Source organism: Bradyrhizobium sp. Bra78 (genome assembly GCF_024519855.1).
Classification (GTDB): domain Bacteria; phylum Pseudomonadota; class Alphaproteobacteria; order Rhizobiales; family Xanthobacteraceae; genus Bradyrhizobium; species Bradyrhizobium japonicum_G.
Genome location: NZ_JALJRE010000007.1, coordinates 116,023 through 138,874, shown reverse-complemented (window position 1 = coordinate 138,874; position 22,852 = coordinate 116,023). Strand labels below are relative to the sequence as shown.

General features: G+C 64.2%; 20 protein-coding genes. 10 read left to right on the top strand and 10 right to left on the bottom strand.

The genetic code is table 11. From position 1 onward, the window contains the following. Window positions 1-36 precede the first annotated feature (36 nt). On the top strand, window positions 37-1,188 hold the full coding sequence (locus OC450_RS17610; protein ID WP_211384994.1) for an AGE family epimerase/isomerase: 1,152 nt from the start codon (window positions 37-39) through the stop codon (window positions 1,186-1,188). Here OC450_RS17610 and OC450_RS17605 read toward each other — a convergent pair. From OC450_RS17605 to OC450_RS17580, 6 genes are all read right to left on the bottom strand, one after another. Further along, the gene (locus OC450_RS17605) at window positions 1,185-2,024 is read right to left on the bottom strand and encodes an ABC transporter ATP-binding protein (protein WP_211384995.1); all 840 of its coding nucleotides are present in this window, start codon (window positions 2,022-2,024) and stop codon (window positions 1,185-1,187) included. The two genes, OC450_RS17610 and OC450_RS17605, sit on opposite strands and share 4 nt — an antisense overlap. Window positions 2,025-2,113: 89 nt before the next feature. Next, on the bottom strand, window positions 2,114-3,397 hold the full coding sequence (locus tag OC450_RS17600) for an ABC transporter substrate-binding protein (RefSeq protein WP_262048350.1): 1,284 nt from the start codon (window positions 3,395-3,397) through the stop codon (window positions 2,114-2,116). 46 nt (window positions 3,398-3,443) lie between these two features. Next, a complete protein-coding gene (locus tag OC450_RS17595; protein ID WP_211384997.1) occupies window positions 3,444-4,517 on the bottom strand; it encodes a branched-chain amino acid ABC transporter permease in 1,074 nt (357 codons plus the stop codon). 3 nt (window positions 4,518-4,520) lie between these two features. Continuing rightward, window positions 4,521-5,414 carry a branched-chain amino acid ABC transporter permease gene (locus OC450_RS17590; RefSeq protein WP_211384998.1) on the bottom strand — a complete coding sequence of 298 codons (894 nt, stop codon included), beginning with the start codon at window positions 5,412-5,414 and terminating at the stop codon, window positions 4,521-4,523. Window positions 5,415-5,742: 328 nt separating this feature from the next. Then, entirely contained in the window at window positions 5,743-7,674 is a 1,932-nt protein-coding gene (locus tag OC450_RS17585; protein WP_262048349.1) for a long-chain fatty acid--CoA ligase, read from the bottom strand. Further along, window positions 7,671-8,492, bottom strand: coding sequence for an ABC transporter ATP-binding protein (locus tag OC450_RS17580; protein WP_211385000.1), 822 nt, complete (start codon window positions 8,490-8,492; stop codon window positions 7,671-7,673). The genes OC450_RS17585 and OC450_RS17580 overlap by 4 nt, the downstream gene beginning before the upstream one ends. Before the next feature lie 337 nt (window positions 8,493-8,829). On the opposite strand from OC450_RS17580, the gene OC450_RS17575 reads away from it, so the two are divergent. Beyond that, window positions 8,830-9,504, top strand: coding sequence for a Crp/Fnr family transcriptional regulator (locus OC450_RS17575; RefSeq protein WP_211385001.1), 675 nt, complete (start codon window positions 8,830-8,832; stop codon window positions 9,502-9,504). 7 nt (window positions 9,505-9,511) lie between these two features. Here the strand turns inward: OC450_RS17575 and OC450_RS17570 are convergent, their stop codons facing one another. Further along, a complete protein-coding gene (locus OC450_RS17570; RefSeq protein ID WP_211385002.1) occupies window positions 9,512-10,774 on the bottom strand; it encodes an MFS transporter in 1,263 nt (420 codons plus the stop codon). 123 nt (window positions 10,775-10,897) lie between these two features. Further along, window positions 10,898-11,740 (bottom strand): uroporphyrinogen-III synthase, encoded by an 843-nt coding sequence (locus OC450_RS17565; RefSeq protein WP_211385003.1) that lies wholly within the window; start codon window positions 11,738-11,740, stop codon window positions 10,898-10,900. Between the two features lie 159 nt (window positions 11,741-11,899). Between OC450_RS17565 and purU the strand changes: the two genes are divergently transcribed. Continuing rightward, entirely contained in the window at window positions 11,900-12,763 is an 864-nt protein-coding gene (gene purU, locus OC450_RS17560; protein ID WP_211385004.1) for a formyltetrahydrofolate deformylase, read from the top strand. 55 nt (window positions 12,764-12,818) lie between these two features. On the opposite strand, the gene OC450_RS17555 is transcribed toward purU, so the two are convergent. Beyond that, on the bottom strand, window positions 12,819-13,103 hold the full coding sequence (locus OC450_RS17555; protein ID WP_211385005.1) for a hypothetical protein: 285 nt from the start codon (window positions 13,101-13,103) through the stop codon (window positions 12,819-12,821). Between the two features lie 522 nt (window positions 13,104-13,625). Between OC450_RS17555 and OC450_RS17550 the strand changes: the two genes are divergently transcribed. The 6 genes from OC450_RS17550 (at window position 13,626) to OC450_RS17525 (ending at window position 19,474) form a co-directional block, all read left to right on the top strand. Further along, window positions 13,626-14,804, top strand: coding sequence for an ABC transporter substrate-binding protein (locus tag OC450_RS17550; RefSeq protein WP_211385006.1), 1,179 nt, complete (start codon window positions 13,626-13,628; stop codon window positions 14,802-14,804). 164 nt (window positions 14,805-14,968) lie between these two features. Next, window positions 14,969-15,838: a branched-chain amino acid ABC transporter permease gene (locus OC450_RS17545; protein WP_211385007.1), complete on the top strand. Its 870-nt coding sequence runs from the start codon at window positions 14,969-14,971 to the stop codon at window positions 15,836-15,838. 8 nt (window positions 15,839-15,846) lie between these two features. Beyond that, entirely contained in the window at window positions 15,847-16,875 is a 1,029-nt protein-coding gene (locus OC450_RS17540; protein WP_211385008.1) for a branched-chain amino acid ABC transporter permease, read from the top strand. Further along, a complete protein-coding gene (locus OC450_RS17535; protein WP_262048348.1) occupies window positions 16,872-17,627 on the top strand; it encodes an ABC transporter ATP-binding protein in 756 nt (251 codons plus the stop codon). Before OC450_RS17540 ends, OC450_RS17535 begins: the two co-directional genes overlap by 4 nt. After that, window positions 17,620-18,336: an ABC transporter ATP-binding protein gene (locus OC450_RS17530; protein ID WP_262048347.1), complete on the top strand. Its 717-nt coding sequence runs from the start codon at window positions 17,620-17,622 to the stop codon at window positions 18,334-18,336. The genes OC450_RS17535 and OC450_RS17530 overlap by 8 nt, the downstream gene beginning before the upstream one ends. Before the next feature lie 19 nt (window positions 18,337-18,355). Then, window positions 18,356-19,474, top strand: coding sequence for a cobalamin-independent methionine synthase II family protein (locus OC450_RS17525; RefSeq protein WP_211385011.1), 1,119 nt, complete (start codon window positions 18,356-18,358; stop codon window positions 19,472-19,474). A gap of 121 nt (window positions 19,475-19,595) precedes the next feature. Here the strand turns inward: OC450_RS17525 and OC450_RS17520 are convergent, their stop codons facing one another. Next, entirely contained in the window at window positions 19,596-21,314 is a 1,719-nt protein-coding gene (locus OC450_RS17520) for a caspase family protein (protein WP_256808437.1), read from the bottom strand. Window positions 21,315-21,480: 166 nt separating this feature from the next. Here OC450_RS17520 and OC450_RS17515 point away from each other — a divergent pair, with 166 nt between their 5' ends. Next, the gene (locus tag OC450_RS17515) at window positions 21,481-22,836 is read left to right on the top strand and encodes a hypothetical protein (protein WP_211385013.1); all 1,356 of its coding nucleotides are present in this window, start codon (window positions 21,481-21,483) and stop codon (window positions 22,834-22,836) included. Window positions 22,837-22,852: the final 16 nt, after the last annotated feature.

Genomic DNA, 22,852 nt, shown 5'->3' with positions numbered 1-22,852 from the left:
ATCAGACGGCCATTGGCGGGGCTTGAAGAGGACGCGATGGCGGACGAAGGAATCATTGCGGCGGACGGGGCGGCCGATGTCGTCGCGCGCCTGAAGCGCCGCATGATCGACGAAGCGCTGCCGCTGTGGTCGACGGTCGGCTGGGACCGTGGCGCGGGTGGTTTCATCGATCGGCTGCACCGTGACGGCACCGCGGACGTGGCCGCGCCCCGGCGCGTGTTCGTGCAGGCCCGGCAGATCTATTGCTACGCCAAGGCTGCGCAGATGGGCTGGTACCCCGAGGGGCGTGCCATTGCACTCAAGGGGCTGGAGCATCTGCTGGCATGCGCGAAGGCACCCGACGGCCGGCCCGGCTACGTGCACCGGCTGACGCCGGAGGGCACGGTGCTCGATGCGAGGCGCGATGCCTACGATCACGCCTTCATCCTGTTTGCGCTCGCAACCGTGTACGCACTGGACAAGGACGCACAAATTCGCGCCGAGATTGACGCGTTGCTTGCCTTCCTCGACGGTCATCTGCGCTCGCCGCATGGCGGCGTCCACGAAGGGCTGCCGGTCTCGCTGCCGCGCCGGCAGAACCCGCACATGCATCTGTTCGAGGCGATGATCGCTTGCTTCGACGCGACCCACGATCTGTCGTTCCAGAACCGCGCCGGCGAGTTCTTCGCGCTGTTCCTCGCCAATCTCTACGACAAGCAGAAGCGCGCGCTCGGCGAATATTTCGAGGAGGATTGGTCGAAGATCGCGCCGGTCAGCGTCGAGCCTGGCCATCAGGCAGAGTGGGTCTGGCTGCTGAAGGGGTTTGAACGCATCACGGGCTGCCCGACCGGACAGCGGCGCGCCGAGTTGCTCGCTACCGCGCTGCGCTATCGCGACGCGGCCACGGGCTGTCTCGTCGACGAGGGCGATGACACCGGCAATATCCGTCGCAGCACGCGCCGGCTGTGGCCGCAGACCGAGATGGCGAAGGCGTGGATCGCGCAGGCCGAGTCCGGCGAGGCTGGCGCGGCGGACGAAGCGCGCGCGGCGCTGGTGCGGCTCGAACGGCATTATCTCAGCCATCCCGTGAAGGGCGGCTGGTACGATCAGTTCGACCGCGACGGCAAATCGCTGATCGACACCATCCCTGCGTCGTCGTTCTATCATGTTCTCTGCGCAGTCACGGAAGCGGAGCAGGTGCTGGGTTAAAGCCAGCGCTTGCGTCGCTTGAAGCTCTTGAGGTTCTTGAAGCTCTTGCGCTGGTCGCCGGCGCCGCCGAGATAGAACTCCTTGACGTCCTCGTTGTCGCGCAATTCGTCCGCTGTGCCGTCGAGCACGACCTTGCCCTGCTCCATGATGTAGCCGTGGCTCGCCACCGACAGCGCGGCGCGCGCGTTCTGCTCGACCAGGAGGATGGTGACGCCGAGGTCGCGGTTGATCTTCTGGATGATGGAAAACACCTCCTTCACCAGCAGCGGCGACAGGCCCATCGAGGGCTCATCCATCAAAATCATCTTCGGGCGTGCCATCAGCGCACGGCCGATCGCGAGCATCTGCTGCTCGCCGCCGGAGAGATAGCCGGCAAGGCCGGTGCGCTCCTTCAGGCGCGGGAAATAGTTGAAGACCATGTCGAGGTCGGCATCGACCTCGCGATCGCGGCGGGTGAAGGCGCCGAGCTTCAGATTCTCCAGCGAGGTCATGTCGGCGATGATGCGGCGGCCCTCCATCACCTGGAAGATGCCGCGGCGGACGATCTTGTCGGGGTCGATGCCATTAATCCGCTCGCCTTCGAACAAGATTTCGCCGCGCGTGACCTCGCCGTCCTCGGTCTTGAGCAACCCCGAGATCGCCTTCAGCGTCGTCGACTTGCCGGCGCCGTTGGCACCGAGCAGCGCCACGATCGCGCCTTTGGGCACGTCGAGGCTGAGGCCGCGCAGCACCAGGATGACGTCGTCATAGACGACCTCGATGTTGCGCACGGCAAGGAGAGCTGGCGCGGGGACAATACTTGGAGCGGTGCGAGCAGCTTCTGCGATCTGGGTCATGCTTCATGGCTTTCCGCTGTCGCCGCCCGGCCTGTGCGCAATGGCGCACAAGCCGGGGATGACAGTTGCGTGTATGGGAACGGTGAGGGTCACCACCCCAGCAATTCCGGCTTGCGCGGCAACTCGACGGTCTTGACCTTCTCGAGCTTGATCGCGCCCTTGGCCATGAGGTCGTTGAGGTCACCGTCAGTCGCGCCTGATATCTTGGTGCGATAGAGGTCGACCTTCAGCGTGCCGCGGTGGTCCTTGTCGGTCCAGGTCGAGGGATTGCAGACGCCTTCCATGCCCGCCGGCACCCAATCCTTCTTCTGGTAAAAGCCCTTGGCCACGTTATCGCCGGTGGCGCCGCCGTTCTTGGCGGCCCAGTCGAGCGCCTCCTTCATGTAGAGCGCGGAGCAGACCGCCGCGATGTAGTGCACCGGGCGATAGACCTTGCCGGTCGGGTCGGACATCTTCGAGATGTCCATTACCGTCGTCATGCCGGGCGCATCGCCGCCCCAGCTCACGGCGGTGCGCAGCGGGAAGATCACGCCGTTGGCTGCATCGCCCGCGGTCTTGGCGGCGTTCTCGTCCATGCCCCAGACATTGCCGAGGAACTGGATCTCGACGCCGGCGGTCTTGCAGGCCTTCATCACCGAGATGTTGGAGGCCGCGGTGTTGCCGAGATAGGCGTAGTTGGCGCCCGAGGATTTCAGGCTCAGGCACTGCGCGCTGTAGTCACCCGGCGCGAGCGCGAACACCAGCGGCGGCAGCACCTCGAAGCCGAGTTCCTGCGCCATGGCTTCGCCCGCGGCCTTCGGCGCGTTCGGATAGGGGTGGTTGGCGCCCATGTGCACGAATTTCGGCTTGCCGGACTTGCCCTTGGCCTTCCAGTCCTCGGCTGCCCACATCAGCATCGCCCGCAGCGAGTCCGAATAGCTCGGGCCGTAGAAGAAATTATAGGGCGCGGGCTTGGCCTTGCCGCTGACTCCTTCGGGATCGGTGAGGGCGGCTGCGTAGGAGCCGGACATGTCGGGGATCTTGTCCTGCGCGAGGAAGCCGGTCAGCGCCTCGGTGTCCGCGGTGCCCCAGCCCATGATCGCGGCGACCTTGGAGTCCGGGGCCGACCATTTCTTGTAGAGTGCGATCGCGCGCGGAACCTGGTAGCCGTAATCGTTGGTGTCGACGTTGAGCTGCTTGCCGCCGACCCCGCCGTTCTTGTTGACCCAGGCGAAGGTGTCGGCGACGGCCTGGCCGTAGGGAGTGCCGACGTCGGACGTGCCGCCGGAATAATCGGCGAGATGCCCGATCGCGATCTGCGCCTGCGCGCTCGCCGAAAATGCTGCGATCGCCAGCGCGAGCGATGCGGTGCTCAAAAGGGATTTTGTCTTCATTGGTTGCCTCCTCCTGTTTATTGGTTGGTTAGAGAGTAGCCCGCGCTCAATGCGAGAACGGGTAGAGTTTCCAGTAGGCCTTGATCTGCCGCCAGCGATGCGCGAGCCCGTCCGGCTCGAACATCAGGAACGCGATGATGATCACCCCGATCGCGATTTCGCGCAGGAAGGTGATGTTGTTGTTGAGCGACAACGCCTTGTCGATCGCGCCGCCCTTCAGATAGATGCTGAGGAATTCCATCGTCTCAGGCAGCAGCACCACGAAGGCGGTGCCCATCAGCGTGCCCATGATCGAGCCGGTGCCGCCGATGATGATCATGGCGAGGAACAGGATCGAGCGCTCGATGCCGAAGCCTTCCTGCGACACCACGAGCTGGTAGTGCGCATAGAGCGCGCCTGCGATGCCGGCGAAGAAGGCGGCGAGGCCGAACGACAGCGTGCGGTACTTGGTGAGATTGATGCCCATGATCTCCGCGGAGAGGTAGTGGTCGCGGATCGCAACCAGCGCGCGGCCGTCGCGGGTGCGCATCAGATTGGTGACGAGGACGTAGCTTGCGATCACATAGGCAAGCACGACGTAGAAATATTGCCTGTCGCCTCGCAGGGTAAAGCCGAAGATCGAGAATGGATTGGCGCTGGCCGGCACCGAGCCGCCGGTGAACCACTCAGCGCGGGAGAAGAAATCGAGCAGGATGTATTGCGCCGCCAGCGTCGCGATGACGAGGTAGAGTCCCTTCAGCCGCGCAGCCGGGATGCCGAAGATCAGCCCGACCAGTGCGGTGACGATGCCGGCGAGCGGGATCGCGAAGAACACCGGGATCGGTGCGTTGTTGGAGATGTAGGCCGATGTGAACGCACCGAGCAGGAAGAAGGCCGCGTGCCCGATCGAGATCTGGCCGGTAAAGCCGACCAGGATGTTCAGCCCAAGGGCCGCGATCGAGAAGATGCCGATCTGGATCAGGATGCTGAGCCAGTAGCCGCCAAGGAATTGCGGCACGAGGCACAGCGCCAACACGCCGGCGATCGCAAAGTTGCGGCTCGTCGTAGTCGGAAAGATCGTGGTGTCCGCCGCGTAGGAAGTGCGGAAATCGCCAGCAGGAATGAGGGCAGGGCCGGCCATGGGTCAGATCCGCTCGATGTCGTGGGTGCCGAACAGGCCGTAGGGCTTGATCATCAGCACGATGATGAGGACGTAGAACGGTGCGATCTCGTAGAGATTGCCCCAGTGCAGATACTCGCTGTCGACATACTGCGCGATGTTCTCGAGCAGCCCGATGATGATGCCGCCGAGCACGGCGCCGCCGACGGAATCGAGTCCGCCGAGGATCGCCGCCGGAAACACCTTGATGCCGTAGGCGGCGAGCCCGGAGGATACGCCGTTCACCACGGCGACCACCACGCCCGCAACCGCCGAGACGGTGGCCGAGATCGCCCAGGCCATCGCGAACACGCTCTTCACGGAAATGCCGAGCGATTGCGCCACCTGCTGGTTGAACGCGGTCGCGCGCATGGCAAGGCCGTACTTCGAGGCGCGGAAGAACCAGGCCATGCCGATCATCATCGCGACCGACACCACGAGGCTCATGATGTAGACTGTCTGGATCTGGAGCCCGAACAGGCTGACCGACTGGCTCTCGAACACGCGCGGGAACGGCTGCGGGTTGACGCCGAACATCCATTTCAGCGTCGCCTGCAGCACGGTGGAGAGGCCGATCGTCACCATGATCACGGAGATGATGGGCTCGCCGATCATCGGCCGCAGGATCAGGACCTGGATGGCGATGCCGAAAACGAACATGAACACCAGCGTCATCGGCATGCCGATCCAGAACGGTACCTGGTACTTCGCGAGCAGCGTCCAGCACACCCAGGCGCCGACCAGCAGCAACTCGCCTTGCGCGAAATTGACCACCTGCGTCGCCTTGTAGATCAGCACGAACGACATCGCGACGACGCCATAGAGCGTGCCGACCACGAGGCCGTTGACCAGGAGCTGGATGAGGAAAGCGGTGTTCATGTGATATGCTGTCCTTCGCCTCTCCCCGCGTGAGGCAGGGCTATCGCATAGGGTGTGCACGATGCGGCGGCATTGGCAGTCGGCTCTCTCTCCTGCTTGCGGGAGAGGGCTGGGGTGGGGGCTGTCTCCGCACTGGGATTGCTGAGAATTGCGGAGGTTGTCCCCGAGTGGTGAGAACCCTCACCCGCCGCGCTCTGCGAGCGCGTCGGCCTCTCCCGCAAGCGGGAGAAGCGGGGCAAGCCCGCGGTCCTCGTGAAATCCATATGCGATGGCACTGCCGCAGACGGGGAGAGGCGAAGGGCAGCAGCGTGCTGAGTGACAGACTTCCTCACTCCGCAGCCTCCGCCAAATGCCCGTGCCCGCCGAGATCCACCACGCGCAACGTCGTACGCACCCGCTGCGTGGTGCCGTCCTGGAAGCGGATCATTGTGTCGACGGGGATGTCGGCATCGCCGCGATAGATCGCATCGATGATGCCTTCGTATTTCTCGTTGATGACGCTGCGGCGCACTTTCCGGGTGCGGGTGAGCTCGCCGTCGTCGGCGTCGAGCTCCTTGTAGAGCAGCAGGAAACGCGAGATACGCTGTGCCGGTGGCAGAGTGGCGTTGACGGTCTCGACTTCCTTGCGCAGCACCGCATAGACCTCGGGCCGCGAGGCGAGATCGCTATAGGTCGTGAACGACAGGCGGTTCTTCTCGGCCCATTTCGAGATGATGGAATAGCGGATGCAGATCATCGCGGCGAGCGCGTCGCGGCCGGCGCCCAGCACAACGGCTTCAGCGATATAGGGCGAGAATTTCAGCTTGTTCTCGATGAACTGCGGCGAGAAGCGCTCGCCGCGCGAAGTTTCCGCAAGGTCCTTGATGCGGTCGATGACGACGAGCTGCTTGTCGTCATTGAAATAGCCGGCGTCGCCCGACAGCATCCAGCCGTCCTTGATGTCGGCAACGCTCGCCTCGGGATTCTTGTAATACCCGAGGAACATGTTGGGATGCCGCACCACGATCTCGCCGACGCCATGAACGTCGGCGTTGTCGATGCGGATTTCGACGCTGTCGGCCATTGGTACGCCGGTGGTGTCCGGATCGACCTTGCCTTCGGGATGCAGCGTGTAAGCACCCAACAGCTCGGTCTGGCCGTAGAGCGTACGCAGTGGCACGCCCATGGCCTGGAAGAACTTGAAGGTCTCAGGCCCGAGCGCGGCACCGCCGGTCGCGGCCGAACGCAGGCGGGTGAAACCGAGGCGGTCGCGCAAGGCGCGGAACAGGATTGTATCCGCAAAACCGGAGCGCTTGCCCTGTTCGAGCGCGGCGAGGCCTGACTTCATGCCGATATCGAACAGGCGTTGCTTGAAGGGTGTGGCGTCCATCACCCTGGCCCGCACGTCGGCCGCGATCGATTCCCAGACGCGCGGGGCAAAGAGCACGAATGTCGGCGCGATCTCGCGCAGATCGTTCATCATCGTCTCGGGCTCTTCGACGAAGTTGATCTTCATGCGGCAGAGCAGGCCTTTGCCGAGCACATAGACCTGCTCCATGATCCAGGGCAGCGGCAGCACCGAGACGTATTCGTCCTCCGGTCCCTTCGGATCGAAGGCGAGATAGGTCGCGCAGTGGCCGAGCACGCGGCCGGCGGCGAGCATCGCGAGTTTTGGATGCGAGGTGGTGCCCGACGTGGTGCAGAGGATCGCGACATCCTCGCCCTTGGTCGCATCCACCAGCCGATCGTAAAGCTCAGGCTCGCGCGCAGCGCGGGCACGGCCGAGCTCGGCGAATTTTTCCGCCGACAGCAGCCGCGGATCGTCATATTTCCGCATGCCGCGCGGATCGGAATAGATGATGTGCTTCAGCTTGGGCACGCGGTCGGCGAGGGTGAGCAGCTTGTCGACCTGCTCCTCGTCTTCGGCGAATACGAGCTGCGCCTCGCCATAGTTGAGGAGATAGGAGGCCTCTTCGTCCAGAACGTCGCGATAGAGCCCGAGGCTGAGGCCACCAATCGCATGCGTCGCCACTTCCGCCGCGACCCAGTCCGGCCGGTTGTCGCCGATGATGCCGATGACGTCGCCGCTCGCCAGGCCGAGTTCGATGAGACCGAGCGCGAAATCGCGCACGCGCGTCTGGTAATCGTTCCAGGTGAACGGGCGCCAGAGGCCGAGATCCTTTTCGCGCAGCGCGATCTCGTTGCCGTGCTCCCTGGCATTGAGCCGGAGCATCTTCGGATAGGTATCGGCCTGCGCGACGCGGCCCGCATAGTCCATCATGCCGCGCTCTCCTGCGCCGGCGGGGCATCGTCGGGGTCGACCAGCACCTCGTCCTCCTCGCCGAGATAGGCGCGCCTGACATGGGGATCGGCGAGCACGGCGGCCGGATCGCCTTCGGCGATCTTGCGGCCGAAATCCAGCACCATGACGCGGTGGGAGATGTCCATCACCACGCCCATGTCGTGCTCGATCATCACCACCGTCATCCCGAACTCCTCGTTGAGGTCGACGATGTAGCGGGCCATGTCCTCCTTCTCCTCGAAGTTCATGCCGGCCATCGGCTCGTCGAGGAGAATGAGGCGGGGCTCCAGCGCCATGGCGCGGGCAAGCTCCACGCGCTTGCGCAGGCCGTAGGAGAGGGTGCCGGCCTGCGCTTTTCGCACCGATTGAAGGTCGAGGAAGTCGATGATCTCCTCGACCTTGCGGCGATGCGCGAGCTCTTCCTTGCGTGCGCCGGTGAGCCAATACAGCGAGCCGGTGAGGAAATTGTTCTTCAACAGGTGATGGCGGCCGACCATGATGTTGTCGAGCACGCTCATGTGGTGGAATAGGGCCAGGTTCTGGAAGGTGCGGCCGATGCCGAGCGAAGCGCGCGCGTTGGGCGTCAGGCCGGTAATGTCGCGGCCCTGGTAGAACAGCTGGCCTTCGGTCGGCTTGTAGCGGCCGGAAATGCAGTTCACGATCGAGGTCTTGCCGGCGCCGTTGGGGCCGATGATCGAGAACAGCTCGCCTTCCCTGATGGCGAAGCCGACGTCGGTCAGCGCACGGACGCCACCGAATCGCAAGGACACGCCGCGCACTTCGAGACTGGTAGCCACCAAACGAATCCCTCCCGGTGATGGCGCATTCAGTGGCGCTCTTCGTCCGTTTCTCTCGGGCGATCCTAGTACGGCCGTGCCGGTGAGGCCATGCAGCAGATGGTCCCGACCGAGCCTCGCCACTTTCGTTCCCGTTTGGGATCAAAAGCCGCAGCGCCCGAGGTGGTCCTCAATAGGGGAAAGCGCTATTTTGAAATGTCTCCTGACTGACAATTCTGCGACAAAGTTTTTCGGGCGGCAGCGGCCTTCATCTTTCGTTGGATGACGGTCGAGATAGCTATGTTGCAATGCAGCAGAAGAGCGGAGTGACGAGAACAGTGCGGCTGGCTTCGGGATCATGATTTCAGAGGATCAACTGAAGCGCGTCGCCGCCTGGTCGCGCGAGCTCACGGATGCCGAGATCGAGGTCGCTCGCGCCGGGATCACGGAGCGGTCCTACGGCACCGGCGAGAGCGTGTTCATGCGCGGTGACACGTTCGACTATTGGGCCGGCATGGTCTTCGGCCTCGCCCGGATGGGCGGGGTCTCGCGCGACGGCAAGGAGGCGAGTCTGGCCGGGCTGACGGCGGGGGCCTGGTTCGGCGAGGGCAGCGTGCTCAAGAACGAGCCGCGGCGTTATGACGTGGTCGCGCTGCGCAACAGCCGCGTCGCGCTGATGGAGCGCAGCGCCTTCATGTGGCTGTTCGAGAACAGCGTCGGCTTCAACCGCTTCCTGGTGCGCCAGCTCAACGAGCGGCTCGGCCAGTTCATCGGCATGCTCGAGGTCAACCGCACGCTGGATACGACCGCGCGTCTCGCCCGCGGCATCGCCTCACTGTTCAACCCGATCCTCTATCCGGAATCGACCGCGCATCTGGAGATCACCCAGGAGGAGATCGGCGCGCTCTCCGGCATGTCCCGCCAGAATGCCAACCGTGCTCTGAACCGGCTGGAGAAGGAGGGGCTGCTGCGGCTCGAATACGGCGGCGTCACCATCCTCGATGTCGAGAAGTTGCGCGGGTACGGGGACTAGGTCCCCGTCATCGCGCATTGGCGGGAGCGTGGACCGGCCAGAGGTCCGCGCGCCAGCGCACCACGATCGCCAGCATCGCGATGAACCCTGCGGCGGCATAGAGCGAGCCCGTCGCGGAATAGCCGATGATGTCGATCAGGCTGCCGGCCGCGAGCAAGCCGAGCGGCAGGCCGTAGATCACCATCATGCGCACGCCCATCACACGGCCCCGGAGATGCGCGCTGGCCGTCCGCATCAGGATCACGGCCGCCGAGATCATCGACATGCTCTGGGCGATGCCGGCGAGAACGAGGCAAGCCATCGCCACCGGCATGGTCCTGATCTCGACGAACACCAGCAGCATGGCGTACCAGGCCAGCGTTGCGCCGATCAGGAGCCGGGCAATGCGCAGTCCGCCGACCAGGCTAAGCGTGATGGAGCCGATCAGCGAGCCGACGGCGAAGCTCGCCGAGAGATAACCGAGACCGGTCTGGTCGGTATGAAAGATTTCGCGCGCGATGTAGGGCAGCAATCCCCCGGTGAAGGGAAATGCGGTGAGATTGGCGAGGAAGGCGACGCACAGCGCTGCCCCCATTCCCGGGCCATTCCAGGCGTAGACGATCCCTTCCTTGAGGTCGCCCAACAAGCGCGAGACGGCGTGGCTGTTCGCCGGAAGATCACTCGTGGCGACGGACCTTTCCGGCCGGGTCAGGCAGAGCATCAGAAGCGCGGCCGTGAAGTAGAGACAGGCGATCATTACATAGACGAGGCCGATGCCGAGGACGGCGAACAGCCCGGCGCCCGTCAATGCTCCGGCGATGCGCGCGCTGTCCTGGGTCGTGCGTGCAACGCTGATGGCGCCGACCAATTGCTCGGCCGGCATGATCTCGGCCAGCAGCGCGCCCCGGACGCCGAGATCCGAGGGGCGGATCATCCCCATGATCGTCACGATGATCATGACGCTGAACGGCGTCAGGTGACCGGTCAGCGCCAGAACCATGATGGTCGACGAGAGCGTTGTATAGGCAAGGCGCATCGCGACCAGGAGATCGCGATGACCCATGCGGTCGCCGATCATGCCGAACACCGGCGCAACCAGTGTCCCGACGAATTGCAGCGACCCGAGCACGGTGAGCAGCAGTACCGAGCCGGTCTCGACCATGATGTACCAGCCGAGCACCAGCGTCTCGACTTCGAACGCCCAGGAGGTGAGCAGGTCGGACGGCCACTGGAAGCGATAGTTGCGGATGCGGAATGGCGCGAGCGCCGACGGCCGTGCGGCTGCGCTCACAGCGCGATGACTCGTATCACGGCGATTCCCTTGCCCTTGTTGTTTCTTATGTCCGTCGGCAACGTATCGCCGGTGATGGTCGTGTCAATTGGAACTGCCGCAGGCCGCCCTTGCGCTTCGCTCTTACCTCGCCGTGGTTCTCGGCTTCCGCTCCGCCAGCGCCGCTGCCATGGCCGAGATCAGCGGACGCATGAAATAGGCGTCGTCCGCCGGCGAGACGTCGGTGCGAAGGCCGTGTCCGGCGAGTTCGCCCGAGACTGCCGGCCCCACCGAGGCAATCAGCGTCCGTTCGAGGCCGGCACGCAGGCGCGCCTCGCTGCCATGTGTCTTGGCGGCTTCGATCAGGCGGCGGACCTGGCCGAGATTGGTCAGCGCGATGCAATCGATCCGTCCCTCCGCCATGTCGTCGATGGCGGTGATGATGTTGGCATCCGCTGCCTTGGAATCGTAGGTGTAAGGCAGCACGGTATCGAGCTCGGCGCCTTGCGCGGCAAGCGCGCCGGTCAACGCGCTGTGGTCCTTGTCGGGATAAAGCTGGACGCCAAGGCGACGTCCCCTCAGCTCGAGCTTGCCCAACATCTCGATCACGCCTTCGGTGGTCGGTTTCTCCGTAGTCTGCTGAGTCTCGAGCCCATTCTCGCGCAGCGCCTTGCCGGGCTTCGGCCCGCGGCTGAATTTACGCGTTTTGGCAAGCGCCGCCACGAGCGCCTGGTCGAGCCCGCGGGCGACGGCGAGCTTCATGATCCGCCGCAGGCCTTCGCCGGTCATCAGCACGAGGTCGTCAAGGGGCCTGTCGATGGCACGGCGAATCCAGGCCTCGACCGGGGCGGGGTCCGGCGCATCCTGGATGGTGAACATCGGGCATTGCACGACCTCTGCGCCTTGCTCGGCCAGCAGCTTGGAAAATTGCGCCTCCTCGCGCGTTTCCAGGATCAGGATGCGGGTGCCGTTCAAGCGGTCGGCCATGGGCGTGCTCCGGTCGGTAAATCGCAATGGTACGTTCATCCTGACTCTACGGTCGGGATTGGCGCAAGGGCGGGGTCGGTGATAGAGCAGGCCGCAAATCGCGGCTCGTTCCGCGGCCCAGTGCACAAACCTTCATCAAGAGCCATTTCTTCAACAGCCATGCCCGATCATCAATATGTCCTGACCCTGTCCTGTCCGGATCGCCCCGGCATCGTCTCGGCGGTGTCCACCTTCCTGGCCCATAACGGACAGAACATTCTCGACGCGCAGCAGTTCGACGACGTCGAGACCAAAAAGTTCTTCATGCGCGTGGTGTTCACCGCGGCCGATCTCGCCGTGGAGCTGTCGGCGCTCCAGACCGGCTTTGCCGCGATTGCCGAGCGCTTCGGCATGGAGTGGCAGATGCGCGACCGCGCCGCGCATCGCAAGGTGATGCTGCTGGTGTCGAAATCCGACCACTGCCTGGTCGACATCCTCTATCGCTGGCGCACCGGTGAGCTGCCGATGACGCTGGCCGCGATCGTTTCCAACCATCCGCGCGAAGTCTATGCCGGGCTCGATTTCGGCGGGGTCCCGTTCCACCATCTGCCTGTTACCAAGGAAACCAAGCGCGAGCAGGAGACGCAGATCCTCGATCTCGTCGCCAAGACCGGGACCGATCTCGTCGTGCTCGCCCGCTACATGCAGATCCTGTCGGACGATCTGTCGGGGAAACTCTCGGGGCGCTGCATCAACATCCACCACTCGTTCCTGCCGGGCTTCAAGGGCGCAAAGCCCTATCACCAGGCCCATGAGCGCGGCGTCAAGCTGATCGGCGCCACCGCGCATTACGTCACGCGTGACCTCGACGAGGGCCCGATCATCGACCAGGACGTCGAGCGCATCAGCCATCGCGACACGCCTGAGGATCTCGTCCGCAAGGGTCGCGACATCGAGCGCCGCGTGCTGGCCCGAGCGATCCGCTACCATCTCGATGACCGCGTCATTCCCAATGGCCGGAAGACCGTGGTGTTTATGGATTAGCGAATGGCGAGAGGCGAATAGAAGGGCCTTTGTTCGCCACGCCCCATCCGCCTCTTCAGCGCACCGCGCTCCCCGACGTCGACCCAGCCGCGGCCTTCTGCGCCTGCTCTTCCTTCTCGCGATCGGCGGCCGGCAGCAGCCGTTTGCGCTCTCGCTCCTTCATGTAGGCGTCGTATTGCGGCGTGCCGGCGCGCGGCGGGGCGTCGGCCGGCAGACCGCCGGCCCATTGCGGGACGTAGTCGCCCATGCCGGCCGAAAGCTTTTCGTTGACGGTGCCGCAGCCGGATAGCCCCGCGGCGAGCACAGCGAGGGTAAGGACGGAGCGGAAAGGTTTGAGCATTTTGGCGCGCGCGGGTTCGGTCGTTGGACGCCAGCTCAGGCTGGCGCCGGGAGACTAGCCTTCAACAGGTAAAATAGACTTATTCGAGGTAGGTATTTTGTTACCTATAAAGGGGAGGAGATAGCCTCGCCGAGTCCGAATTCTGCAAAAGAAAGACGAAATTCTCCATCCACGCGGCCAGCTGCTTTTCTAGACTGCGGCCTGACCGCTCGCGACAAATTGGCTTGGTCGCGGGAGAGGCTTTCTCGTTGACAGGTCCATTATATTTGTACAATCGTACAAATTGGCGTGCGAGGTCGCGGTGTTCGGGTTACCCGGATGTAACCGCGATAGCGCCGCTGAATGTCTGCAGTCGGAACGCTCGGCTTGCGCCGAATGGTCGCCAAACGTCCGATTGACAAGAAGGGCGCGAAAGACGCCATGTGGCGCGCGATATCACTCGCGCGTGAGCGAAGTTTAAGGCAAGGACCGGGCGCTCGATCCGCCGCACAAAAGGTCAGGAATGAAGGGGAGGGACATCTGATGTTCGAACGCAAACAGCTTTCTTGGGCTGCCGCAGCAGCCGCCATCGCGGGCCTCGCGGCCGTCGCGCCTGCCAAGGCCGAGGACACTGTCAAGGTCGGCCTGATCCTGCCGATGACCGGCGGTCAGGCTTCGACCGGCAAGCAGATCGAGAATGCGATCAAGCTCTACATGCAGCAGAAGGGCGACACCGTCGCCGGCAAGAAGATCGAGATCATCCTCAAGGACGACGCTGCGATTCCCGACAAGACCAAGACCGCCGCGCAGGAGCTGATCGTCAACGACAAGGTCAACTTCATCGCAGGCTTTGGCGTGACGCCGGCGGCGCTCGCCGCCGCACCGCTCGCGACGCAGGCCAAGATTCCGGAAGTCGTGATGGCGGCCGGCACCTCCATCATCACTGAGCGCTCGCCCTATATTGTGCGTACCAGCTTCACGCTGGCGCAGTCCTCGACCATCATTGCCGACTGGGCGGTGAAGAACGGCATCAAGAAGGTGGCGACGCTCACCTCGGACTACGCGCCGGGCAACGACGCGCTCAACTTCTTCAAGCAGAATTTCACCGCTGGCGGCGGTGAGGTGGTCGAGGAGGTCAAGACGCCGCTCGCCAACCCGGACTTCGCTCCGTTCCTCCAGCGCATGAAGGACGCCAAGCCCGACGCGATCTTCGTGTTCGTGCCGGCCGGTCAGGGCGGCAACTTCATGAAGCAGTATGCGGAGCGCGGCCTGGACAAGGCCGGTATCAAGGTGATTGGACCCGGCGACGTCACCGACGACGATCTGCTCAACAATATGGGCGACGCCGTGCTCGGCACGGTCACCGCGCATCTTTATTCTGCGGCGCACCCTTCGCAGATGAACAAGGACTTCGTCGCGGCCTACAAGAAGGCCTACGGCAACCGTCCGGGCTTCATGGCAGTGAGCGGCTATGACGGCATCCACCTCATCTACGAAGCCCTGAAGAAGACCAATGGCGACACCGACGGCACCAAGCTGGTCGAGGCCATGAAGGGTCAGAAGTGGGAAAGCCCGCGCGGCCCGATCTCGATCGATCCGGAGACCCGCGACATCGTGCAGAACATCTACATCCGCAAGGTCGAGAAGGTCGACGGCGAGCTCTACAACGTAGAGTTCCAGACTTTCGAAGCCGTCAAGGACCTCGGCAAGACCAAGAAGTGACGCGCGAAAGCGCGTTATCCCCGAGCGCGCTTAGCGCGCATCGGGGATCTCGCCCCCCGCTCTCGTCATGCCCGGGCTTGACTCGGGCATCCACGCGAGAGCCGAAACAAGAACGTGGATGGCCGGGACAAGCCCGGCCATGACGACAACACCAAGCTGAGACGATGACCTCTATCCTCACCAATTTGTTCGATGGCGTCGCCTACGGCATGCTGCTGTTTGTGCTCGCCTGCGGGCTTGCGGTCACGCTTGGCCTGATGAACTTCGTCAATCTCGCCCACGGCGCCTTCGCGATGGCGGGCGGCTATGTCTGCATGGTGCTGGTCAACCGGATGGGCTGGCCTTTCTTTGCCGCGCTGCCACTCGCCTTCGTCTCCTCTGCGGCGATCGGAATCGCGCTCGAGCGCACGCTTTACCGCCATCTCTATGCGCGCAGCCATCTCGACCAGGTGCTGTTCACGATCGGGCTCACGTTCATGTCGGTCGCGGCCGTCGATTACATCCAGGGCTCATCGCGCGTCTTCATCAACCTGCCGGCTGCGCTCCAGGGCCAGTTCGACGTGTTCGGCGTCGGCATCGGCCGCTACCGGCTGATGATCATCGCGATCTGCGGCCTGCTCACCATCGCTCTCCAGATGGTGCTGGCAAAGACGCGCTTCGGCAGCCGGCTGCGCGCCGCGGTCGATGATCCCCGTGCCGCGAGCGGCCTCGGCATCAACGTGCCGCAAGTGTTTGCCTTCACCTTCGCGTTTGGCTGTGGTCTCGCCGGCCTCGGTGGCGCGCTCAGCGCCGAAATCCTCGGCCTCGACCCGTATTTCCCGCTGAAATTCATGATCTACTTCCTGATCGTGGTCACCGTCGGCGGCTCGTCTTCGATCACCGGGCCGTTCCTGGCCTCGCTGCTGCTCGGCATCGGCGACGTCGCCGGCAAATATTACGTGCCGAAGATGGGCCCCTTCGTGATCTACACCATGATGATCGTGATCCTGATCTGGCGCCCGAACGGCCTGTTCGGCCGCACGGCCGCGCGTTGAGTTCGCCGATGAACGCCGCTTCCGACGTCGGTTTTCACGCCCAGCGCCAGGCGCGCTGGCACTACGGCGAAGTCGCCTTCTGGCTCATCGTGCTGGCCTGCGGCTTCGTATTTCCCACGCGCTATCTGATCATGACCGACATCCTGCGGCTGGCGCTGTTCGCCATGTCGCTCGATCTGATCCTCGGTTATGCCGGCATCGTCTCGCTCGGCCATGCCGCTTTCTTCGGTGTCGGTGCCTATGCCGCGGGGCTGCTTGCCTTGCACGGCATCATCAACGAGCCCGTGCTCGCGCTGATCGTCGCAGGCCTGGCCGCGATGGTGCTGGGCTTTGCCACCAGCTTCCTGGTGATCCGCGGCGTCGACCTGACCCGATTGATGGTGACGCTCGGTATCGCGCTGTTGCTGGAGGCGCTGGCCGAACGCTTTTCCAATATCACCGGCGGCACCGACGGCCTGCAGGGCATCGAGATGCAGCCGATCTTCGGCGAGATATCGTTCGATATGTTCGGCAAGACCGGCTTTTTCTATTCGCTTGCCGTGCTTTTCGTCCTGTTCCTGTTCGCCCGCCGCGTCGTGCACTCGCCGTTCGGGCTGTCATTGCGCGCGATCAAGAACAATCCGCTGCGCGCGGCCGCCATCGGCATTCCCGTCAACCGCCGGCTGATCGCGATCTACACGCTCGCGGCATTCTATGCCGGCATTGCAGGGGCGCTGTTCACCCAGACCACCGCGATCGCCTCGCTCGACGTGTTCGCCTTCGACCGCTCGGCCGATCTGATGCTGGTGCTCGTCATTGGCGGCACCGGCTATCTCTACGGTGGGCTGATCGGCGCGGTGATTTTCCGCATGCTACAGGAAGTGTTCGCCACCATCACGCCGCAATACTGGCAGTTCTGGATCGGCCTCGTGCTGGTCGTGATCGTGCTGGTCGGCCGCCAGCGCCTGCACCGCTGGGTGCTGTATGTGCCGAACCTCGTGATCAAGCAGTTTGCCGGACGCAAGGCCGTCGTCGCCGTGCCGGAGAGCGACGCATGACCATCGCGCTCGAAACCCAGAATCTCGAAAAGCAGTTCGGCGGCCTGCGCGTCACCCGCGATCTGTCCTTGAAGATCGAGCAGGGCGCCCGCCACGCGCTGATCGGCCCGAACGGCGCCGGCAAGACCACGGTCATCAACCAGCTCACCGGCGTGCTCAAGCCGAATTCAGGCCGAATTTTGCTCGAGGGCCAGGACATCACCGACCTTGCCGTGCACAAGCGCGTGCTGCGCGGCCTGTCGCGCACCTTCCAGATCAACCAGCTCTATCCCGACCTGACCCCGCTGGAGACCATCGGCCTTGCCGTCTCCGAGCGCCTCGGTCATGGCGGCGACTGGTGGCGGCGGATGGGCACGCGCAGCGACGTCAACGGCGAGATCGCCGATCTGCTCACGCGATTCCACCTGCTCGACGTCATGAACGAACAGACCGTGACGCTGCCTTACGGCAAGCAGCGCCTGCTCGAGATTGCGGTCGCGATCGCAGCCAAGCCGCGCGTGCTGCTCTTGGACGAGCCCGCCGCCGGCGTGCCCGAGAGCGAGCGCCACGACATTCTCGCGGTCGTAGGCAGCTTGCCGCGCGACGTCACGGTGCTGCTGATCGAGCACGACATGGATCTGGTGTTCTCCTTTGCCGACCGCATCTCGGTGCTGGTCTCCGGCGCGCTGCTCACCGAAGGCCCGCCCGAGCAGGTCGCGCGCGACCCGCAGGTCAAGGCGGTCTATCTCGGCGAGGAGGCAGTCAATGTCTGACCTGCTCGCGATCGACTCGCTTCGCGCCGGCTACGGCGAGGCGGTGGTGCTGCCGAACATGTCCCTGCGTCTCGCCGAAGGGCAGGTGCTGGCGCTGCTCGGGCGCAACGGCACCGGCAAGACCACGCTGATCAACTCCATCGTCGGCGTCACCCGCCGTTTCTCCGGCACCGTCGCGCTCGCCGGGACCGACGTCACGGCCTTGCGGCCCGACCAGCGAGCACGGGCCGGCATCGGCTGGGTACCGCAGGAGCGCAACATCTTCCGCTCGCTGACGGTGGAAGAGAACATGACCGCAGTGGCGCAGCCGGGACCCTGGACCTTCGAGAGGGTCTACGAGATGTTCCCGCGGCTGAAGGAGCGGCGGAGCAATTTCGGCAACCAGCTTTCCGGCGGCGAACAGCAGATGCTGGCGATCGGGCGCGCGCTGACCCTCAACCCGAAGGTTCTGCTGCTGGACGAGCCGACCGAGGGCCTTGCCCCGATCATCGTCGAGGAGCTGCTCAAGGCGATCGGGACCATCACCCGGGCCGGCGGCATCTGCTCGATCATCGTCGAACAGAATGCGCAAAAGATTCTGGGGCTGGCCGACCGTGTTGTGATATTGGAGCGCGGAACGATCGTCCACGACGCTCCGAGCGCCGCGCTGAAGGCCGACCCCTCGGTCCTCGAGCGCCACCTCGGCGTCGCAGGGGCGGCGGCCCACTAAGATATTCCGGGAGTCGACAATGCAGCGAACCAAAGCCCCCTTCCGCGCCGACGAGGTCGGCAGCCTCCTGCGTCCGGCCAAGATCAAGGAAGCCCGCGCCAGGCTGGAGAAGGGTGAGATCTCGGCCGACGATCTGCGCAAGATCGAGGACATGGAGATCGAGAAGGTCGTTCACAAGCAGGCCTCGGTCGGCCTGAAGCTCGCAACCGACGGCGAATTCCGCCGCTCCTGGTGGCATTTCGACTTCCTGGCCAAGCTCACCGGCTGCGAGCTGTTCCATCCCGACTCCGGCATCCAGTTCGCAGGAGTGCAGACCCGTCACGACGCGGTGCGCGTGATCGGCAAGCTCGACTTCCCCGACGACCACCCGATGCTGGATCACTTCCGCTTCCTGAAGAAGTACACTGACCAGGCTCACGTCACCGCCAAGATGACGATCCCCTCGCCGGCGGTGCTGCACTTCCGCGGCGGCCGCAAGGCGATCTCGAAGGACGTGTACCCCGATCTCGACGCTTTTTACGAGGATCTCGGCAAGACCTACCGCAAAGCCGTGAAAGCGTTCTACGACGCCGGCTGCCGCTATCTCCAGTTCGACGACACCGTGTGGGCCTATCTCTGCTCGCCGGACGAGCTGCAGAAGGCGCGGGAGCGCGGCGACAATCCGGACGGCCTCCAGCAAATCTATGCGCGCGTCATCAACTACGCGCTGGCCGAGAAGCCGGCCGACATGGTTGTGACGACGCATGTCTGTCGCGGCAATTTCCGCTCGACGTGGATTTCCTCGGGCGGTTACGAGCCGGTGGCCGAGACCATGCTCGCCGGCACCAATTACGACGGCTATTTCCTCGAATACGACAGCGACCGTGCCGGCGGCTTCGAGCCGCTGCGCTTCCTGCCCAAGGGCAACAAGGTCGTCGTGGTCGGCGTCATCACCTCGAAGTTCGGCGAGCTCGAGAAGAAGGACGACATCAAGCGTCGTCTCGAAGAGGCCTCCAAGTTTGCGCCGCTGGAGCAGCTCGCGCTCTCCCCGCAATGCGGCTTCGCATCGACGGAAGAGGGCAACATCCTCTCCGAAGAGGAGCAGTGGGCCAAGCTGAGCCTGGCGGTCGAGATCGCGAAGGAAGTGTGGGGCAACTAGGCCCGACGCATCCCGTCACGTGAGTGACGGATAGACCTCGCCACACTCCCAGTGTCGTCCCGGCCTTCGCCGGGCCGACGCCGAATTTTGGCGTCGTCAACGCATTGCGTCGCCAGCCTCCTCACTTCTCCGCCAGATAGACCTCGCCCAGCAGCGACGAGTTCGACCACGGCACCTGCTTGCTCTTCGTGGACGAGACCACCTCGGCCCGCACCCGCGTCAGCATCTGCTGCACTTCGAGCCCGGGCGTGCCGAGATGGCGTGACAGCGCGGCGGAGAAGGGCGAGTTGGCGCCTTCGCCGTCGAGCGCGACCTGGCCCGGTGCGGTGGCGAAGGCGATCAGCGTGCCCGCGCCGAGCGTCGCGCCGGCCCCCAGGCTCGTTGGCGCTGCGAGGCCCGAGGCACCCTCGATGGCGCGGTTGTTGCCGGCGGCCGCGACCTGCTGCGCCATCGGATTGTTGCGGCAGGCATCGAAGATCAGAATATTGGTGCGGACCTGGTCGTCGAGGCCGGCCATGATCGTGTCCATGTCGATCATCGCATCCGTCATGCCCGTGCCCGGCTTGAGCTCGACGTCGACGGGTATGAGATAGTTGCGGCCGTCGACCTGAACGCCGTGGCCGGCATAGTAGACCAATGCGACCTGTGCCCGCGCCGCCTCCCGCAGAAAATCGCGCGTCATCTTCTGCATCGTCGCGTGATCGAGATCGACGCCTTCTGATACCGTGAAGCCGATGTCGCGCAGGCTCCTGGCGACGGCGCGCGCGTCGTTCGGCGGATTGGGCAGCGCCTTGACATGCGCATAGGCGCCGTTGCCGATGATCAGCGCCATGCGCGTGCCGCGAGCGGCCGGAGCAGGCGAGGGCATTGGCGCCGCGCCGGTCTGCTGCGGAGCATGGGCCGCGCTCGGCTGCGTCGTCGGTGCCGGCGCATCGCGCGGGATCGGCGCGCCCGCATCCGTCACCAGCGACAGTCGCACCTTTGCGGTGGCCTGGTTGGCCTTGCTGCCGGCATCGGAAGCCACGATCGCCAGCGTCGCCTTGTAATCGTCTTGCGCGTGCGCGTAGTCGCCTTTGGCTTCATAGGCCAGCGCGCGATGGGTGTAGCCCGAGATCAGCACGCTGTTCGGGGGCGTCATGATGTTGACGGGCGGCTTCTCCTTTGCGAGCCGGATCGCCTCGCTGCCGTCGGCGATCGCGCGATCGAAATCGCCTCTGGCACGCCAGATCGCGGTGCGGTTGATCAGCGGTTGCGGCAGCGTCGGGTCGAGCCGGATCGCCTGGTTGATGTCGGCCAGCGCCCCGTCGAGATCGCCGAGGGCCTCCTTGGCGATGCCGCGGTTCTGGAACGAAAACGCCGACCCGGCGTCGGCCTTGATCGACATATCGTAATCGGCGATTGCCTTGGCGTAGTCGCCCTTGCCTCGCCAGGCGTTGCCGCGATTGTGGAAGATGATGCCGCTTGGCGGGCCGAGCTTCAGCGCATCGTCGAAATCGGTGATCGCGATCTCGTGCTCGCCCCTGTCGTAGTAGGCCGATCCCCTGAGATTGTAGGCCGCCTGGCTCGGCTGGAGCCGGATCGCTTCGGTGGCGTCAGTGATAACCTTTGCGTAATCGCCCTTCTTGTTCCAGCCCACCGCGCGCCAGAAGTAGACCGTCGCGAGCTGCTCGCCCTTGAACACCTTCAGCGCGATGATCCTGGTGCAGGCGTCGATCATCTTGTCCGCAGGCGTCGTGTCGGTGGTGCAGAGCGGCCCGAGCTGGCTGCGCGCCTGCGCGAGACAAGGTGCGGCCCACAGAGGCGCGGCGAGCAGGCAGAGCGCGATGAGCAGGCGGCGCATGGCGGAAACCCCGTAACAGGAGAAGCGCTTGTTTGTTGCCCGGCGGCGCGTCGGGGTTCACGCTCCCGTCATTGGACGTGGGGTAAAGCGATTGTGGGTATTCCCCCGGTGGGCAGAACTTGCTAATGGTCTGGTCCCAACCCACCTGCCCACCGTATTCCCACTGATGAAGAACGACGAAATCCTGAGCCAGATCACCGAGTTCTGCCGCAAGGCGGACATGGCTGAATCGACATTTGGCCGGCGTGCGGTGAACGATGGGAAGCTGGTGCACCGGCTGCGCGAGGGAAAGCGCATCACCGTCGATACCCTGGAGCGGATCCAGGCCTATATCGCCGCATCGACGACCGGTGGCCTGCCGCCGCCGCGGGGGCTTCAGGTGCCGCCGGAAAAGCGCGATCCGCGCGGCAATTTCCGCTTTTTCGAGAATCGGCAGAAATACCTGCTGTTCGTCCACACCTGCAGCGAGAAGCGGGTGGTTGCCGAGCGCGTGGCGCTGGAACTCGCCAGCATCCATCCGCGCCCGCCGGCTCTGCGCATATTCGACGCCGGCGTCGGCGACGGCACGGTGCTGGCGCGGGTGCTGCGCGCAACGCACCAGCGCTATCCGCACATGCCGTTCTATGTCGCCGGCAAGGAGCTCAGTCTCGAAGATTTGCGCCTGACGCTGGAGAAGGTGCCGGATCGCATTTTCGAGCATCCGGCGTCGGTGTTCGTCTTCACCAACATGTTCTACTCGGAGGCGCCCTGGCTGACGCCGGCATCGCCGGCGGCGGCGGCGGCCACCGTCTGGCACGAAGTCCCGCTCCGGGGCGCATCGTCAGGCGAGTTCGAGCAGCAGATCGCCGAGCTGAGGCCGTTCCTGGAGCAGAACTGGCGCGCCGCGATCAGCCCGCGCACGGCCATGCCCCTCTACGAGAGGCCCGTCGTGCTCGTGCTCTACCGCGAGGATCACAGGTTCCTGCTGGATTCGACCATTCCGAGGCCAGGCCAGACCGAGGCCAATTTCGACCTCGTCATCGCATCCCAGCCCTACCGTGCGCTGTCCTCGGTCAATTTTCGGGCAAAACGGATCATTGCACCGCTGGCGCGGGCGCTTCGGCCCGGGGGGCGGCTGATTGGAATCCACTCCCACGGCCAGGATCCGGGCATGGAAATGATCCAGGCGATCTGGCCGGGAGAAAATCCTTTCTCGGTCAGCCGTCATGAGCTATTGCGCGCCGTGAAGTATGAACTCGGATCGTTGGGCCGCGACCTAAATTTTAATGCTTATGCGGATAACCGCTCGATCTTCAGGTATGATATGGAAGCGCTGCCCAACGAGGTGACGGGTACCATCGGAACCTCGACGGCCTTTGCAGCGTGGAATGCGGCGGTGTATGTCGCTCAGATCGAGGACGATCGATTGACAGAAATGACTCAAAACGGCCGCACTCTGGATGCCGCCAGGGATGTGCTGCGAAAGTACAACGGGCTCTGGTTTCTCGACGAATCCTACGTCATCTCGCGACGTCGTGATTGACATATCCAAGGCTAAA